The following is a 14,928-nucleotide window of genomic DNA, read 5'->3' as shown; positions in this document are numbered from 1 at the left end:
ACCTACCGGCGAGTCACCCTGTCCGGGTATGACGGATGTCTCGCGAGATGGCGGTGCCGGGCGTGGCCGGGCGTGGTGGAGCACGGTGCTGGTGGTCGTGCTGCTGCACGCGACCGCCCTGGGGATCCTGCTCGGCTGGGTGGCGACCTACTTCGACCGCCTCGACGAGCGCTGCCCGTGGTACGACGACGAGGGCACCATGGCGGCGCCCCGCTCCCTGCAGGGTCGGCTGGTCTGCGGCGACTCGGGAGTCTCGGAGACCTACTGGATCGTGGTGATGGGCGTCATCGCCGTGGGCGCCCTCGCCGCCCTGTCGTTCTGGCTGGTCCGCCGCACACCCCTGGCCGTGGTGGCGGTGCTGCTGACGGCGCTGGTGCCGGTCGGCATGGCCGAGGTCTCGCTGCGGCTGGAGGACAGCTGCTCGAAGGCGCAGTGGAAGCAGTACGGCAAGGAAGGCTGTGAGCAGGACCGGGAGCGGCGCTGAGCTCAGCGCCGCCACCAGCGACGCCGGCGCTCCGGTGCCGGGGCCGCGGGCGACGTACGCCGGCGGGCGGCGCGCCGCTCGTGCCAGCCGGCGAGCGTCTCGTCGACGTCGCGCGGCATCGTGATCAGCGGCGGTCCGTCGACCGGGGTGTAGCGGGCGCGCAGGACGCGGGCGTTGAAGTCCTCGACGAAGGTGCGCGCCTCGCGCTCCGAGCCGAGCCGGTCGAGGGCGGCCTCGAGCTCGGCGTCGTCCTTGCGGAGCTGGAGGGCGGGCGGGAGCACGGTGATGTGCTCGCGCTCGACCAGGCGCTTGACCCACCAGTCGGGATCGTGGGTGGCGCCGAGGTCGGGGATCGGCTTCCCGGCGCCGGGGAGGTCGTCGAAGTCGCCGCGCTCCATGGCCTGGCGCACCTGGAGGTCGACCCAGGTCTGCTGCTGCTCGATCCGGGCCTTGCGCGCCTTGCCCTCCTCGTCCACGACTCCAGTGTGCCCCGCCCCCCTTGCCGCCCCGCCGAGTGCGGAGGATGGTGGAGACATGCACGCGAGCGTGGGAGATCGCCTGGTCGTGGAGGCGCACACCGACTCGACGCACCGGCGCGAGGCGGAGGTGCTCGAGGTGCGGGGACAGGACGGCGGGCCGCCGTACCTCGTCCGATGGGAGGACGGGCACGAGTCGCTCGCCTTCCCGGGGCCGGACGCGCACGTCGTACCCCGCTCCTGAGTCAGGCGGGCATTCAGGCAGGCCGCAGGAAGTCCGCGACCAGCGGCGCCAGCGTGTCCGCGCTGGTGACCAGGCCGAGATGCCCGTCCGGGTAGACGTGCAGCCGCGCGTCCGGCAGCAGCGCGCGCATGATCCGTGCGTTGACCAGCGGGATGATCGGGTCGTCGTCGCCGGCGAGGATCAGCGTGGGCTGCCGGATGAACGGCAGGCCGGGCAGGCTGGACCAGCCGGCGCCGGCGAGTAGCTGGAGCAGGTAGCCGCGGCGCGAGCCGACCCGGGAGTGCGCGTGCATGAGGCGGCGTACGTCGTCGGGGCGGTCGCGCATCTGACCCCCGTACAGCTCGGCGGCGACCTGGACGGCGTAGTCGGCGTCGCGGTAGCGCTGCGGCGTGACCATCTTGCGCAGCACCGCGGGCGGGGCCGGGACCATCAGCGAGCCGGTGGCGGTGCTGACCAGGACCAGGCGCCGGCAGCGGCGGGGCTGCTGGAAGGCGATCTGCTGGGCGAGTCCGCCGCCCCAGGAGATGCCGAGGACGTCGTACTGCTCGAACCCGAGCTGCCGCATCATCGCGCCGACACCGAGCGTGAGCAACGCGAAGTTGTAGGGCAGCTTGGGGTTGGGGGACCCGCCGACGCCGGGTACGTCGAAGCGCACGACCCCGATGCGGGGGTCGAGCGCGTCGACGAACGGCTGGAGCAGGTCGAGGCTGGCGCCGATGCCGTTGCACAGCAGCAGGGGTGGGCCGGGCTCGGTGCCGGGGCGTACGGCGGCCCGGATCTCGTGGCCGAGGACGGTGAGCTGGCGCAGCTCCAAGGCGGGTGACCTCACTTGTCGAAGACGTAGGTGCCGGGGGCCTCGGCCAGCGGCTGCAGCCGGGTCGAGCCCATCTCCTCGGGGGCGGGCTTGAGCTCGCCGCACCGCTCGTCCAGCCACTGCGCGACGTCGTTCCACCACGAGCCCTGGTGGGTCTCGGCGCCGGTCAGCCACGCCTTCGCGTCGGGGCCGTGCTCGTCGTTGGTGTGGAAGGTCGCCTTCGGGTTGCCCGGCGGGTTCACCAGTGCGGCGATGTGGCCGCTGGTGGACAGGATGAACCGGGTCCTCCCACCGAGGAGCTGGGTGGTCCGGTAGCAGTTCTCCCACGGCGTGATGTGGTCGGCGATGCCCGCGACGATGTAGCTGTCGACGGTGACCTTGCCGAGGTCGATGGGCTGCCCCAGCACGGTGAGGGCGCCGGCCCGGGTGAGCTGGTTCTCGACCGCCATGTCGACGAAGTCGGCGTGCAGGCCCGCGGACATCCGGGTCGTGTCGGCGTTCCAGAACAGGATGTCGAACGCCGGGGGCCTCTTGCCGAGCAGGTAGTTGTTGACCCAGTAGTTCCAGATCAGGTCGCTGGGCCGCAGCCACGCGAACACCTCGGCCAGTGACCGCCCGTCGAGGAAGCCCTTCTGGGCCGAGCGGGCCTTGGCCAGTGTGGCCATCCGCGGGTCGCTGAGCGCGCCGACGGTGCCGGCGTCGTGGTTGTCGATCACGGTCACCGCGAGCACGAGGCCCGCGAGGCGGTCCTGACGGCCGATGCCGGCGAGGTACGCCGCGGTGATGCTCGCGAGGATGCCGCCGGAGCAGATGCCCGCGAGCACCGTCTGCGCGCTGCCGGTGATCTCCTCGACCGCGTCGAGCGCCTCGAGGATCGAGCCGACGTACGTGTCGAAGTTCCAGCCGGAGTGCCGGGTGTCCGGGTTGCGCCACGAGATGACGAACATCTGGCGGTTGTTCTGCGTGCTGAACTCGACCAGGCTGCGGCCCGGTGACAGGTCGATCGCGTAGAACTTGTTGATCGTCGGCGGCACGATCATCACCGGCACCTCGTGCACCTCGTCGCACTGCGGCACGTACTGGATCAGCTCCAGGACCTCGTTGCGGAACACCACTGCTCCCGGTGTCGCGGCGATGTTCTCGCCCAGGACGAAGCCGGAGGTGTCGACCATCTCGGGCACCCGCGGCGAGGAGGCGAGGTCCTTGACCAGCTGCGTGCCGCCGCGGACCAGGCTCAGCCCGGCGGTGTCGATGACCGCCTTCGCGGAGGCGGGGTTGACCAGCGGCACGTTGCTCGGCGCCAGCGCCTCGACCAGGTTCTCCACCATGAACCGGACCCGCTTGCGGTCGCGCGGGTCGAGGTCGGCGTCCTCGACGAGCTGGTCGACGGTGCGCCCGCTCGCGAGGTAGACCTGCACCAGGCGGCGCAGCAGCGGGTTCTCGGTCCAGCCCGGGTCGGTGAACCGGCGGTCGCCGCGCGTGGGGGTGACGTCCGACGTACCGACGACGACCTTGGCGGTCTCGCCGGCCAGGGCGCCGAGGCGGCGGGCGGTCTTCCGCGGACGGCGGGCGAGGGAGACGGCCCACCGGGCGGTGGACATGTCGGGCAGGAAGCGGCGGACCGGGCCGAGGGCGGCGTCGACCAGGAGTACGTCGAGGGGAGCGGCGGCGTCGGCCAGGCGGGTGGTGGTCGAGGAGCTCATGGCTCAACTGTCGTCTCGGGAGTGGGTCCGTGGCTTCGGCCGTGGGCACCGAGATTCACGGGGATCGTGTGTGCGCGTGCACAACGCGCGGCCGGGAGAGGGCCTAGTGTCGGTCCCGTGAGTGGACCGGACGTGAACGCCGAGGTACGCAAGCTCAGTGCGCGGCTGCTGCCGGAGTGCGACCAGCTCGGCGCCGCGATGGCCGAGCGGATCCGGGCCGAGATCCCCGTCTACGACACCGGTGACGTCGTGAGCCACAACGAGCTGGTCGTGTCCTGCACGGTCAACGCCCGCTACATCCTCGGCAACCTCGCCGGCGAGGTGACGCCGACCGAGACACCCACCGAGACCGGCACCACCCGCGCCGAGCAGGGCGTCCCGTACGCGATGGTGCTGCAGGCGTTCCGGGTCGGCTCCCGGTTCATCTGGGAGGTGCTCGTCGAGCGCGCCGACCCCGAGGACCGCGACCTGCTCCTGCTCGCCGCCGCCGACATCTGGGCGGTCAGCGACCAGCTCGCCGCCGACGTCACCGACGCCTACCGCCGGGCGATGGCCGACCGTGCCCGCCGCGACGGACAGATGCGCTCCGTGCTCGTCGGCTCCCTGCTCGACGGCGACGCCGACGCGACGGCGTACGTCGGCGAGACGGCCGGCATGCTCGACCTGGGCCGGGCCACGGAGTACGTCGTGGTGTCGGCCGAGTCGCCGACGCCCGGCGCCGAGGGACTGCCCGACGTGGAGCGGGCGCTGCGACGCGCCAACGTCCGCTCGGCCTGGCGGCTCGACCACGACCACCAGGAGGGCGTGGTCGCGCTGCGGTTCGGGTTCGGCGCCGAGCACCTGGTCGACCTGCTCGCCGGTCTCGCCCGCGGCCGGGTCGGGGTCAGCAGCGTCGTCGGCCGGCTCGACGACATCCAGGAGGCGCGACGCCAGGCCCGTGTGGCCTGTGCCGCCGTCTCGCCCGGCGCGACGGTCGTCGGCCGGTTCGGCGCCGACCCGCTCGCCGTACTGCTGGCGGGGAGTCCGGACCAGGCCCGGGTCCTCGTCGACGCGGTGCTCGCTCCCGTGCTGGCGCTGCCCGAGGACGACCGGGAGGTCGTCTTCGCGACCGCCCGCGCCTGGCTCGCCGCAGGCGGCTCGACCTCGACCGCGGCCCGTGAGCTGCACGTGCACCGCAACACCGTGCGCTACCGGATCCGCCGACTCGAGGAGATCACCGGACGCGACCTCGCCCGGCCCGTCGACGCGGCCGAGCTGTACGTCGCACTGGAGTGCGTGCGGATCCTCGGACTGGGATAGTCGAGATCAGGCCCACGCGAAGTAGCGCAGGTAGACGTAGAGCCAGGCGACGACCAGCGTCATCAGGGTGACCACGACGCCGTACCGCGTGAACTGCCAGAAGCTGATCGGCTCGCCCGACTTGGCCGCGATGCCGAGCACGACCACGTTGGCGCCGGCGGCGACGGCGGTGGCGTTGCCGCCGAGGTCGGCGCCGAAGACGAAGGCCCACCACAGCGGGCTGTCCGCACCGGACGACCCGGTGGCGGACACCATCTCCTCGACGATCGGCACGGTCGCGGTCGTGTACGGGATGTTGTCGACGAAGGCGCCGACGACCCCGGAGCCGAACAGCAGCGCGGTCGCGGCGAGCAGCTCGCGCTCGCCCATCGCCTCGGCCGCGAGCTCGCTGATGCGGCCGATGACACCGACCTGGACCAGCGAGCCGACCAGCACGAACAGCGCCATGAAGAAGGCGAGGGTGCCCCACTCGACCTCCTCGAGGAACTCCTCGGGCTCGGTGCGCGAGACCAGCACGGTCGCGCCCGCGCCGAGCATCGCGACCAGTGACGGGGCGAGGTGCAGCACGGTGTGCAGGCTGAACGCGACCATCACCAGGCCGAGCACGACCAGGCACCGCACGAGCATCCGCTGGTTGGTGATCGCGTCGCGCGGACGCAGGTCGCCGAGCACGTCGGTCACGTCAACGGGCTCGCCGAACGAGCGCCGGAACAGCCAGCGGGCCATCACCACGAAGAGCACCAACAGGATCACGGTCAGCGGCAGCGAGTGGACGAGGAAGTCGTCGAAGCTGAGGCCGGCCCGGCTGCCGATGATGATGTTGGGCGGGTCGCCGATGAGGGTCGCCGTACCTCCGATGTTGGAGGCGAGGATCAGTGAGATGAGGTACGGCGCCGAGGGCAGTCCCAGCTGGCGGCACACCGAGATCGTGACCGGCGCGACCAGCAGCACGCACGTGACGTTGTCGAGGATCGGGGCGACGGTGGCGCTGATCAGGACGAGCAGCACGAGCAGCCGGTAGGGGTGCCCGCCGGAGCGCAGCGCGGCCCACAGCGCGAGGAACTCGAACAGCCCGGTCTGCTTGAGCACGCCGACGATCACCATCATCCCGAACAGCAGGAAGATGACGTTCCAGTCGATGCCGGTCTCGTGGTCGAAGAAGGCCGACTGCGCGTCCACCAGCCCGATCACCGCCATCGCGGCGACGCCGCCCAGCGCGGCCGCGACCCGGTGCACCCGCTCGGTGGCGATGAGGGCGTAGGCGACGATGAAGACGGACAGGGCGGCGGACGTGAGGATCACGCCGCGCCCCACCTGGCCGGCTCGAGGGCGGCGTACCACCCGGCCAGGCGCCCGTACCTGCTCACCGCGAGCAGCCGGTCCTCGACCTCGACCTGCCGGTCCCGGGCGGTCACGGCGAGCACCTGGTCGCCGGTGCGCAGCACGGTGCGCCCGCCCGGCACCAGCACGTCACGACCCCGGGTGATCAGCGCGACCGCCGCGCCGGCTGGGAGCCGGAGCTCGTCGACCTCGACGCCCGCGAGGTGCGACTCGGGCTCGACCTCGAAGCGCAGGAGCACGGCGTCGAGCCGGTCGAGGGTCGCGAACCCGATCGACACCTTGTGCACCAGGCTGCCCTTCTCCGCCCACCGCGGCTGCCGGCCGCGCCCGATCGCCAGGCCGATCGCGAACCCGATCGCCGCGGCGAGCATGCCGACCGCGACGGCGAGCTCCAGCTCAGCCGCGCCCATGCGGCCGGCTCCCGTCCGGGTCGGCGGACGGGGAGACGATGAGGTGCTCGACGGCGACCACCCGGACGCGCAGCAGGGCGCCGCCGATGTGGTCCAACCCGGCGGTCGGGTCGGCGGCGAGCGCGGCGAGCTCGCGGCGTCGTACCGCCTCCTCGACGGCGGGTACGACGATCGCGAACGCCACCCGCTCCAGCTCGGCCGCGGAGGCCCGGCCGGCGGCGTCGACGTCGGCCTCGAGGAGCAGGCGGATGTCCGCGCCGTCCGCCGTGCGGCTGCGGACGGTGAGGGGGACGACCAGCATCGGCGGCATGTCTCCAGCCAAGTCGCCTGGTGCCGGCCGCGGTATGGGGGCCAGCCCCCATTTCCTGATGCGGCCGCGTGGGCGAGGGTGGGGGAGTGCGGCTCGCGAACTCGTCCCTGTACTGGAAGGTGTGCCTGATCAACGCAGCCGTGCTGTGCGCGGGCGCGGTGGTGCTGATGCTGTCCCCGGCGAGCGTCTCGCGGCGGGTGCTGGTCTCGGAGGCGGTCGTGCTCGTCGTCGGGACCGGCCTGGTGCTCGTGCTGACCGGCGTGCTGTTGCGGGCCGCGCTCGCACCGGTGGACCGGGTGATCCGCGAGATGGCGACCGTCCGGCTGGGAGGGGAGGGCCGCCGGCTCGAGGTCCGTACGTCGGGCGACGGGCCGGGCGCCCAGCTGGTGCGCAGCTACCACGCGATGCTCGACCGGCTGGAGGGCGAGCGCCGCGCCAGCGACGCGCAGGCGATCGCCGCCCAGGAGGCCGAGCGGCACCGGATCGCGCGCGAGCTCCACGACCAGGTCGGCCAGGACCTCACCGTGGTGCTGCTCGGGCTCAAGCAGCTCGAGGACCGGGTGCCGCCCGAGCTGCGCTCCGAGCTCGCGCTGCTGCGGGAGAGTGCGCGCACCGGCCTCGACGACGTACGCCGGGTGGCGCGCGAGCTGCGCCCCGGAGTCCTCGAGGACCTCGGCCTGCAGCCCGCGCTGGCCGCGCTGGCGACCGACGTCGCAGCGCTCGGCGGGCCGGTCGTTCGCCGTACCTTCGCGCCGGGGATGCCCACCCTCGGCCGCGACACCGAGGTCGTCGTCTACCGGGTCGCGCAGGAGGCGCTGACCAATGTCGTCCGGCACGCCGGCGCCACCCGGGTCGACCTGTCGCTGCTGCGGGTCGGTCCCCACCTCGTGCTGGAGGTGGCCGACGACGGCTCCGGGCTCGACGGCGCGGTGTGGGGGACGGGCATCCAGGGCATGCGCGACCGCTCCGCGCTGGTCGGCGGCACGCTGTCGGTCGACTCCTCGACCCGGGGGACGACGGTGCGGCTGCGGGTCCCGGTGGTGGACCGGGTGGGTGCCGGATGATCCGGGTCCTGCTCGCCGACGACCACGCCCTCGTCCGGCACGGCGTGCGGCTGATCCTCGAGCAGCAGCCCGACATCGAGGTGGTCGCCGAGGCCTCGGACGGCGCGGAGGTGATCGCGCTGCTGCGGGAGGTCGAGGTCGACCTCGTGGTGCTGGACATCGCGATGCCCACGATGACCGGGCTGCAGGCGGCGCGCGAGATCGCGCGGCGTCGTACGCCACCGCGGGTCCTGATGCTGTCGATGCACGACAACGAGCAGTACTTCTTCTCCGCACTCAAGCTCGGCGCCTCGGGGTACGTGCTGAAGTCGGTCGTCGACGAGGACCTGGTCTCCGCGTGCCGGGCCGCCGTCCGGGGCGAGGCGTTCGTCTATCCCGGCGCGATGGGGGCGCTGGTGCGCGACTACCTCGATCGGCTGGCGCGTGGAGAGCGGGTGCCCGCGACCGTGCTGACCCCGCGCGAGGACGAGGTGCTCAAGCTGATCGCCGAGGGGCGCTCGTCGCGGGAGATCGCGGCGATCCTGTCGATCAGCGTCAAGACCGTAGAGAAGCACCGCTCGCACATCCTGGCCCGGCTCGGCATGACCGACCGGACCCAGCTGACGCGGTATGCGATCCGGGCGGGGCTGGTCGAGCCGTGATGGTTGCGGTTCAACTACCGAATTCGTCGCCGATCGGGCGGAGGCATGACGAATTCGGTAGTTGAACCGCAGACACACCGCAGCGTCACAGCGTCACAACGTCACAACGGGACGTCGGCGCGGCGCGGGTCGCACCAGGGCGTGCCGGCGGGGACGCGGGAGAACTGCTCGTCGTACAGCCGCTTGTAGAGGCCACCGGCCAGCAGCAGGTCGTCGTGGGAGCCCTGCTCGACCAGGTGCCCGTCCTCGAGCCCGAAGATGACGTCGGCGGATCGGATCGTGGAGAGCCGGTGGGCGATCGCGATGGTGGTGCGGGAGCGGGTGGCCCGTTCGAGCGCCTCCTGGACCAGCCGCTCGGTCTCGTTGTCGAGGGCGGAGGTGGCCTCGTCGAGGATCAGGATCCGCGGGTCCTTGAGCAGCACCCGGGCGATCGCGAGGCGCTGCTTCTCGCCGCCGGAGAGTCGGTAGCCGCGCTCGCCGGTGATCGTCTCGTAGCCCTCGGGGAAGCTCATGATCCGGTCGTGGATGTTGGCGTCGCGCGCCGCCCGCACGATCTCCTCCGAGCTCGCGCCGGGGCGGGCGTAGGCGATGTTGTCGCGGATCGTGCCGTGGAAGAGATACGGCTCCTGGGTGACCATCCCCACCGCGTCGGCGAGCGAGGAGAGGGTGAGGTCGCGGACGTCGTACCCGTCGATGAGGACGGCACCCTCGGTGACGTCGTAGAAGCGGGGGACCAGGTACGTCGCCGTCGTCTTGCCGCTGCCGGAGGGGCCGACGATCGCGGCGAGCTGACCGGGCTCGACCACCAGGGAGACGTCGTCGAGCGCCCACGCCGAGCCGACGGGCCGCTCCTCGTCGTCCTCGATCCGCACGCCCGTCTCGCCGAACCGGTCGCGGTCGACGGCGCCCGACAGCGAGCGCGGCTCGGGGTAGCGGAACCGGACGCCGCGCAGCTCGACCCGGCCCTGCAGCCTGTCGGGGTCGAGCACGGTCGCGCCGGGCCGCTCGGTGATCGCGGGCTCGAGGTCGAGGTACTCGAAGATCCGGCGGAACAGCGCCATCGAGGTCTGTACGTCGAGCGTGACCCGCATCAGCTGCAGCAACGGCATCTGCAGCCGGCTCTGCAGCGTCGTGAACGCGACCAGGGTGCCGGCGGTGATCGTGTCGGCACCGACGGGGACGTTGCCGGTGATGATCCAGCCGGCGACCAGGTAGATCAGTGCGGGCGTGATCGCGAAGAAGGTCTGCACCATCGCGAAGAAGGTGCGCCCGGTCATCGCCTGCTCGACCTGCAGCCGGGTCTGCCTGCGGTTCGCCTCGCGGTAGCGCTCCACCTCCGACTCGGCCCGGTTGAACACCTTGGCGAGCAGGATCCCGCTCACCGACAGGGCCTCCTCGGTGATGGCGGTCATCTCGGAGAGCGACTCCTGGGTGCGCCGAGCCAGCCGCTGCCGCGCGCGGCCGACCCGGAACTGCAGGCCCACGAACAGCGGCATCAGGAACAGCGTGAGCAGGGTCAGCTGCCACGACAGCACGATCATCGACACGAACGCCGCCGTCACGGTGACCGAGTTCTGCACGATCGTGGTCGCGGTGTCGGTGAGCACCGTCCGCACCCCGGCGACGTCGTTGGCCAGCCGGGACTGGATCGCGCCGGTCTTGGTGGCGGTGAAGAACGCCAGCTCCATCTTCTGCAGGTGCTCGAAGAGGTCGCCACGCAGGTCGGCCATCGCGGAGTTCCCGACGGTCGAGGTCAGCCACATCTGCACGATCCCGATCAGCGCCGCCACGATCGGGATCGCGCACATGCCCGCGATCAGCCAGGCCAGCAGGTGCAGGCGGGGGCCGCCGCCGTCGAGCGGGAACAGGGCGTCGTCGAAGACCGCACGGGTCAGGAACGGCACCATCGCCTGCAGCGCCGCGGCGGCCAGGACCGCGACCAGGACGAGCATGATCTTGCCCCGATAGGGCCGAAGCAGGTGGGCGATCCGCGGCAGCACCGGCTCGCGCTGGCGCAGGTCGGCGGTCGTCAGGTGGGTCACCACCGGGCTCGGCCGCATCAGGCGTCCTGCCCCAGCCAGCCCGCACCCCAGCGGCCACGATGGGCGACCTCGCGCCACGGCGTACGACGGCGCCGGCTCGCCGAGCCCTGCGCGCCCGTGCTGCGGGGGGCCGGGTGGCCGATCGTGATAGCGCCGATCGGGTGTGGCGCCTCCGCGTCGTCGGTGTCGACCAGGCCGAGTGCGTCCTTGACGGCGTCGACCCGGCCGGGCACCAGCCCGAAGAAGCAGGCGCCGAGGCCGGCGTCGGTCACCGACTGGAGCAGCAGCAGGGCGGCCATCGCGGTGTCGAGGTGCCAGTAGGGCATCGCCCAGCGACCCGCGTCGTGCTCGCCCAGGCCGGCGCGGTGCTTGTCGGGCTCTGCGTAGCGGTCGAGGTAGGCATCTCGGCGGCTGCACGGCACGACGACCACCGGCGCGCTCATCATCCCGGCCAGCCAGCGGTCCGGTGCCGAGGTGTCGGCCTGCGCCTCCCAGAACCCGCGGACCGTCTCCGGGGTGTCCAGTACGACGAACGCCCACCCCTGTGAGAAGCCGGCGCTCGGCGCGCGGGTGGCGTGGTCGAGCGCCCGTTCGAGCACGGCCGCCTCGACCGGGGCGGAGGTGTAGGCGCGCGTCATCCGGCGTCGTCGTACCACCTCGGCGAACTCCACGGGGCCAGCCTAGGGGTGGGCGTGGTGGGTCCCTCGGATCGTTCGATCGAACGGTTCGAGGGACTTCACGCCGCAGAACTCCCCCGAACCGTTCGATCGAACGGTTCGGGGGAGTGGGCGCTGAGGTGCCCGGCCCCGTACCTGAGGTAGGGCAGGACCCGAACATAGGGAACGTGTCCGATGTGGGGGACTACCTCAGACGACGAGTCTCTACGTCATGAGCAGCAACTACTACCTCAACGCAGAGAACGAGTACCGCCGCCAGCAGGCGGCCCGCGGGATGGCCGCCAGCCGGGCGGGGCGCAGCCGCACCTCCTGGCTGCGGCGCCTCGCCGCCACCGACCCCAGCGTGGAGCGCCACACGCGCTGACAGGTCGACAGCAGTTGTCCACCTTGTCGGTGGCGGACGCCATGATGGTGCCCGTGGCCGCACACAGCAGCCTGACCATGGTCGGGCGTGACACCGAGCTCGCCGAGGCGATCGCGGTCCTCGACGACGCCGTCAGCGCCGCCGAGGCCGGGACGTCGCGGCGTGCGGTGCTGCTGTCCGGCGACGCCGGCGTCGGCAAGACCCGGCTGCTGCGCTCGCTGCGCGACCACGCACTCGACACCGGTTGGCAGGTGCTGGCCGGTCACTGTCTCGACTTCGGCGACAGTGCGCTGCCCTACCTGCCCTTCAGCGAGGTGCTCGGCCGGCTCGACGCCAGCCACCCCGAGCTGGTCGAGGCGGTCGCCGCCGTCCACCCGGCGCTGACCCGGCTCCAGCCGGGGCGGCGCACGCGCGTGGTCGGCGACGAGTCCACCGACGAGCGCAGCCGCGGCGCAGACCGTGGCGACACCCTCGTGGCCGTGCACGCGCTGCTCGAGGCGGCGGCCACCGAGGCGCCGGTGCTGCTGGTGGTCGAGGACCTCCATTGGGCCGACCAGTCGACGCGCGACATGCTCGGGTTCCTGTTCACCCGGGCCTTCGCGCGGCCGGTGGCCATCGTGGCGTCGTACCGCTCCGACGACCTGCACCGCCGCCACCCGCTGCGCCGCCAGGTCGCGGAGTGGACCCGGCTGCCGCAGGTCGGGCGGCTCGGCCTGGGCCCGCTGCCGGCAGAGGCGGTGCGGGCGCTGGTCGGCGAGCTCGCGCCGGCCGGCCTCGACGAGCGCTCGGTGGCCCGGATCGTCGAGCGGGCCGAGGGCAACGCCTTCTTCGTCGAGGAGCTCGTCGCGTCGGGTTCGTGCGCCGACGGCGACGTTCCCGGCGACCTGGCCGACCTGCTGCTGGTCCGGCTAGACCGCCTCTCAGAGGAGGCCCGCCACGTCGTCCGCGTCGCCAGCGTCGCCGGGCGCCGGGTCACCCACGACCTGCTCGCCGCGACCGCCGACGTACCGGTCGACCGGCTCGACTCCGGCATCCGCCAGGCGGTCGAGATGAACGTCCTCGAGGTGGGCGGACATCTCTACTCCTTCCGCCACGCACTGCTCGGCGAGGCGATCTACGACGACCTGCTGCCCGGGGAGCGGGTCCGGCTGCACGCCCGCTACGTGTCCGCACTCTCCAGCGGTGCCGCCGGCGGTACGTCGGCCGAGCTGGCCCGCCACGCCCGCCGGGCCAACGACCTCGACCGGGCGGTCACCGCCAGCATCGAGGCCGGCGACGAGGCGATGGCGGTCGGTGGCCCCGACGAGGCGGCCGACCACTACCAGCAGGCGCTGGAGCTGCTCGAGGATCCCGAGCGGGTGGCCCGGCTCGAGGTCGACCACGCCAAGCTGGTCGTCCGCGCCGCCACCGCGCTGATCACCGGCGGCAACGCGGTCCGGGCCGGGCAGCTGGTCACCGCCCGCCTGGCGCAGCTGCCGGCCGACGCGCCCGATGTCGACCGCTCCCGGCTGCTCAACGCCCAGGCCGAGGTGCTGGCGATGACCGAGACCGAGCTCGACCCGGTCGAGGTCTCGGCGCACGCGCTGGCCCTGGCCCCCGAGGGCGAGAGCCCGTTGCGGGCCAAGGTGCTCGCCAACCACGCCCGGATCCTCGGTGCCTACCGGCCCGAGGAGCAGGAGGCGGCCGAGGCGTTCGCGACCGAGGCGCTCGCGCTCGCCGAGCGGCTGGCTCTGCCCGAGCTCGCCTCCGACATCGTCACCACGCTCAGCGGGCTGCGGGTCAAGGCTGCCGCCGGGTCGGAGCAGGACGCCCTGCGCGGGGCGCTCGAGTCCGCCGTCGACAGCGCGGTCCGGGCCGGCGCCTTCCAGGCCGAGATCCGCGGCCGCTGGCTGCTCGGCCGCTCCTACCAGGACTCCGGCGACTGGGAGCAGTCCGCGCGCTGGTTCCGCTCCGCCATGGCGCTCGGCGAGCAGGCCGGCCTGGTCTGGGCGCCGTTCAGCATCGAGTCGCGCTGGCAGCTCACCCGGATCAGCTACCTCCTCGGCGACTGGGACGACGTGCTCGCGCTGGTCGAGGGCGTCGACGGGCTCAGCGGTCCGCCGATCCCGCGCGGCATCATCGAGCCGGCCCGGCTCTCGGTCCTGGCCGCCCGCGGCGAGGACGTCCTCGACCGGCTCCTCGCCCTGCGCCCGCTCTGGGAGGACGAGGGCGGCGTCGCCGTCTACAGCTCCGGCGCCGAGATCGAGCTCCACGGCGATCGTGGCGACGCGGCGGCGGCGATCGCGGTCTACGACCACGTGGTCGAGGTGCTCGGGCGGATCTGGGGCGAGTACTTCGGCGGCCGGATCCGGCTCGCCGCCGGCGTCCTGGCCGGCATCGCCCGCGCCATGCCGCGGGCCAGTGCCGCCGAGCGGCGGGTGCTGGCGGCCCGGGCCGACACGCTGCTCGCCGACGGCGAGGCGGTCCTCGCTGCGATCCGCGAGCGCAGCGGCCCCTGGGGACCCGAGGGCCGGATGTGGACCGACCGGCTGATCGCCGAGCACCGCCGCGTGCAGTGGCTGAGCGGCGGCGAGGGTGCCGAGGGTGCCCGCCGCGACGAGCTCCTCGCCGCGTGGGAGGCCGCGCTCGACTCGACCCTGAAGGTCGGGAACGTGCCCGAGCTGCTCCGGGTGCGGGCGGCGTACGCCCAGATCCTGCGGCTCGCCGGCGACACCGCCCGCGCTCGCGACGAGGCCGACCAGGCGCGCGCTCTCGCCGACCGGCTACGCGCGCCCCTCCTGGTCGCCGACCTCGCCGCCGAGGCGGGCACCGCGCGGAGCACCGCCGCGACCAGCCACTCCGGCGGGGCCGCGCTGACCGCGCGGGAGCTGGAGATCCTGGCGCTCGTCGCCGAGGGTCGGTCCAACGGCGAGATCGGCAAGCAGCTGTTCATCAGCACCAAGACGGTCAGCGTCCACGTCTCCAACATCCTCGGCAAGCTCGGCGCGGCCGGCCGCACCGAGGCGGCCGCGATCGCGCGCCGCGACGGTCTCCTGCCGTAGAAGTCCTACCGTGGGCGG

General features: G+C 72.9%; 15 protein-coding genes. 7 read left to right on the top strand and 8 right to left on the bottom strand.

Features of this window, described 5'->3' with window-relative positions:
* Positions 1-28 precede the first annotated feature (28 nt).
* Positions 29-484 carry a hypothetical protein gene (locus QI633_RS23360; protein ID WP_282427220.1) on the top strand — a complete coding sequence of 152 codons (456 nt, stop codon included), beginning with the start codon at positions 29-31 and terminating at the stop codon, positions 482-484.
* A 2-nt stretch (positions 485-486) separates the two neighbouring features.
* On the opposite strand, the gene QI633_RS23355 is transcribed toward QI633_RS23360, so the two are convergent.
* A complete protein-coding gene (locus QI633_RS23355; protein ID WP_282427219.1) occupies positions 487-960 on the bottom strand; it encodes a DUF1992 domain-containing protein in 474 nt (157 codons plus the stop codon).
* A gap of 58 nt (positions 961-1,018) precedes the next feature.
* On the opposite strand from QI633_RS23355, the gene QI633_RS23350 reads away from it, so the two are divergent.
* Positions 1,019-1,204, top strand: a complete 186-nt coding sequence (locus QI633_RS23350) for a DUF1918 domain-containing protein (RefSeq protein ID WP_141797136.1) — start codon at positions 1,019-1,021, stop codon at positions 1,202-1,204.
* A gap of 13 nt (positions 1,205-1,217) precedes the next feature.
* On the opposite strand, the gene phaZ is transcribed toward QI633_RS23350, so the two are convergent.
* Entirely contained in the window at positions 1,218-2,018 is an 801-nt protein-coding gene (gene phaZ, locus QI633_RS23345) for a poly(3-hydroxyalkanoate) depolymerase (protein WP_222117726.1), read from the bottom strand.
* 11 nt (positions 2,019-2,029) lie between these two features.
* Positions 2,030-3,721, bottom strand: coding sequence for an alpha/beta fold hydrolase (locus tag QI633_RS23340; RefSeq protein WP_282427218.1), 1,692 nt, complete (start codon positions 3,719-3,721; stop codon positions 2,030-2,032).
* A 117-nt stretch (positions 3,722-3,838) separates the two neighbouring features.
* On the opposite strand from QI633_RS23340, the gene QI633_RS23335 reads away from it, so the two are divergent.
* The gene (locus QI633_RS23335) at positions 3,839-5,020 is read left to right on the top strand and encodes a helix-turn-helix domain-containing protein (protein ID WP_282427217.1); all 1,182 of its coding nucleotides are present in this window, start codon (positions 3,839-3,841) and stop codon (positions 5,018-5,020) included.
* A gap of 6 nt (positions 5,021-5,026) precedes the next feature.
* Here QI633_RS23335 and QI633_RS23330 read toward each other — a convergent pair whose 3' ends face one another.
* The 3 genes from QI633_RS23330 to QI633_RS23320 are packed head-to-tail and all read right to left on the bottom strand — an operon-like array spanning position 5,027 to position 7,081.
* Positions 5,027-6,322 (bottom strand): ArsB/NhaD family transporter, encoded by a 1,296-nt coding sequence (locus QI633_RS23330; protein WP_349016702.1) that lies wholly within the window; start codon positions 6,320-6,322, stop codon positions 5,027-5,029.
* The gene (locus QI633_RS23325; RefSeq protein ID WP_282427216.1) at positions 6,319-6,771 is read right to left on the bottom strand and encodes a TrkA C-terminal domain-containing protein; all 453 of its coding nucleotides are present in this window, start codon (positions 6,769-6,771) and stop codon (positions 6,319-6,321) included. Before QI633_RS23325 ends, QI633_RS23330 begins: the two co-directional genes overlap by 4 nt.
* Positions 6,758-7,081, bottom strand: coding sequence for a hypothetical protein (locus QI633_RS23320; RefSeq protein WP_141797140.1), 324 nt, complete (start codon positions 7,079-7,081; stop codon positions 6,758-6,760). The genes QI633_RS23325 and QI633_RS23320 overlap by 14 nt, the downstream gene beginning before the upstream one ends.
* Positions 7,082-7,167: 86 nt before the next feature.
* On the opposite strand from QI633_RS23320, the gene QI633_RS23315 reads away from it, so the two are divergent.
* On the top strand, positions 7,168-8,145 hold the full coding sequence (locus QI633_RS23315; RefSeq protein ID WP_282427215.1) for a sensor histidine kinase: 978 nt from the start codon (positions 7,168-7,170) through the stop codon (positions 8,143-8,145).
* Complete coding sequence (locus QI633_RS23310; protein WP_282427214.1) at positions 8,142-8,786, top strand: response regulator transcription factor; 645 nt, start codon at positions 8,142-8,144, stop codon at positions 8,784-8,786. The genes QI633_RS23315 and QI633_RS23310 overlap by 4 nt, the downstream gene beginning before the upstream one ends.
* Before the next feature lie 101 nt (positions 8,787-8,887).
* On the opposite strand, the gene QI633_RS23305 is transcribed toward QI633_RS23310, so the two are convergent.
* Positions 8,888-10,846, bottom strand: coding sequence for an ABC transporter ATP-binding protein (locus QI633_RS23305; RefSeq protein WP_282427213.1), 1,959 nt, complete (start codon positions 10,844-10,846; stop codon positions 8,888-8,890).
* The gene (locus QI633_RS23300) at positions 10,846-11,499 is read right to left on the bottom strand and encodes a nitroreductase family protein (RefSeq protein ID WP_282427212.1); all 654 of its coding nucleotides are present in this window, start codon (positions 11,497-11,499) and stop codon (positions 10,846-10,848) included. Before QI633_RS23300 ends, QI633_RS23305 begins: the two co-directional genes overlap by 1 nt.
* Before the next feature lie 217 nt (positions 11,500-11,716).
* Between QI633_RS23300 and QI633_RS23295 the strand changes: the two genes are divergently transcribed.
* Both QI633_RS23295 and QI633_RS23290 read left to right on the top strand, forming a co-directional pair.
* Positions 11,717-11,869, top strand: a complete 153-nt coding sequence (locus tag QI633_RS23295) for a hypothetical protein (RefSeq protein WP_160158164.1) — start codon at positions 11,717-11,719, stop codon at positions 11,867-11,869.
* A 53-nt stretch (positions 11,870-11,922) separates the two neighbouring features.
* Entirely contained in the window at positions 11,923-14,910 is a 2,988-nt protein-coding gene (locus QI633_RS23290) for a helix-turn-helix transcriptional regulator (protein WP_160158165.1), read from the top strand.
* Positions 14,911-14,928: the final 18 nt, after the last annotated feature.

Origin of the sequence: Nocardioides sp. QY071 (assembly GCF_029961765.1) — a bacterium.
Lineage (GTDB): Bacteria > Actinomycetota > Actinomycetes > Propionibacteriales > Nocardioidaceae > Nocardioides.
Note: the sequence above shows the minus strand (reverse complement) of the source record. Positions and strands in the feature narration are given on the sequence as shown.

What these genes read in the sequence shown, in the direction of transcription:
- QI633_RS23310 (WP_282427214.1), top strand. Translation starts at nt 8,142, where the DNA reads ATGATCCGGGTCCTGCTCGCCGACGACCACGCCCTCGTCCGGCACGGC.
- QI633_RS23350 (WP_141797136.1), top strand. Translation starts at nt 1,019, where the DNA reads ATGCACGCGAGCGTGGGAGATCGCCTGGTCGTGGAGGCGCACACCGAC.
- QI633_RS23320 (WP_141797140.1), bottom strand. Translation starts at nt 7,081, where the DNA reads ATGCCGCCGATGCTGGTCGTCCCCCTCACCGTCCGCAGCCGCACGGCG.
- QI633_RS23305 (WP_282427213.1), bottom strand. Translation starts at nt 10,846, where the DNA reads ATGCGGCCGAGCCCGGTGGTGACCCACCTGACGACCGCCGACCTGCGC.
- QI633_RS23340 (WP_282427218.1), bottom strand. Translation starts at nt 3,721, where the DNA reads ATGAGCTCCTCGACCACCACCCGCCTGGCCGACGCCGCCGCTCCCCTC.
- QI633_RS23295 (WP_160158164.1), top strand. Translation starts at nt 11,717, where the DNA reads ATGAGCAGCAACTACTACCTCAACGCAGAGAACGAGTACCGCCGCCAG.
- QI633_RS23360 (WP_282427220.1), top strand. Translation starts at nt 29, where the DNA reads ATGACGGATGTCTCGCGAGATGGCGGTGCCGGGCGTGGCCGGGCGTGG.
- QI633_RS23325 (WP_282427216.1), bottom strand. Translation starts at nt 6,771, where the DNA reads ATGGGCGCGGCTGAGCTGGAGCTCGCCGTCGCGGTCGGCATGCTCGCC.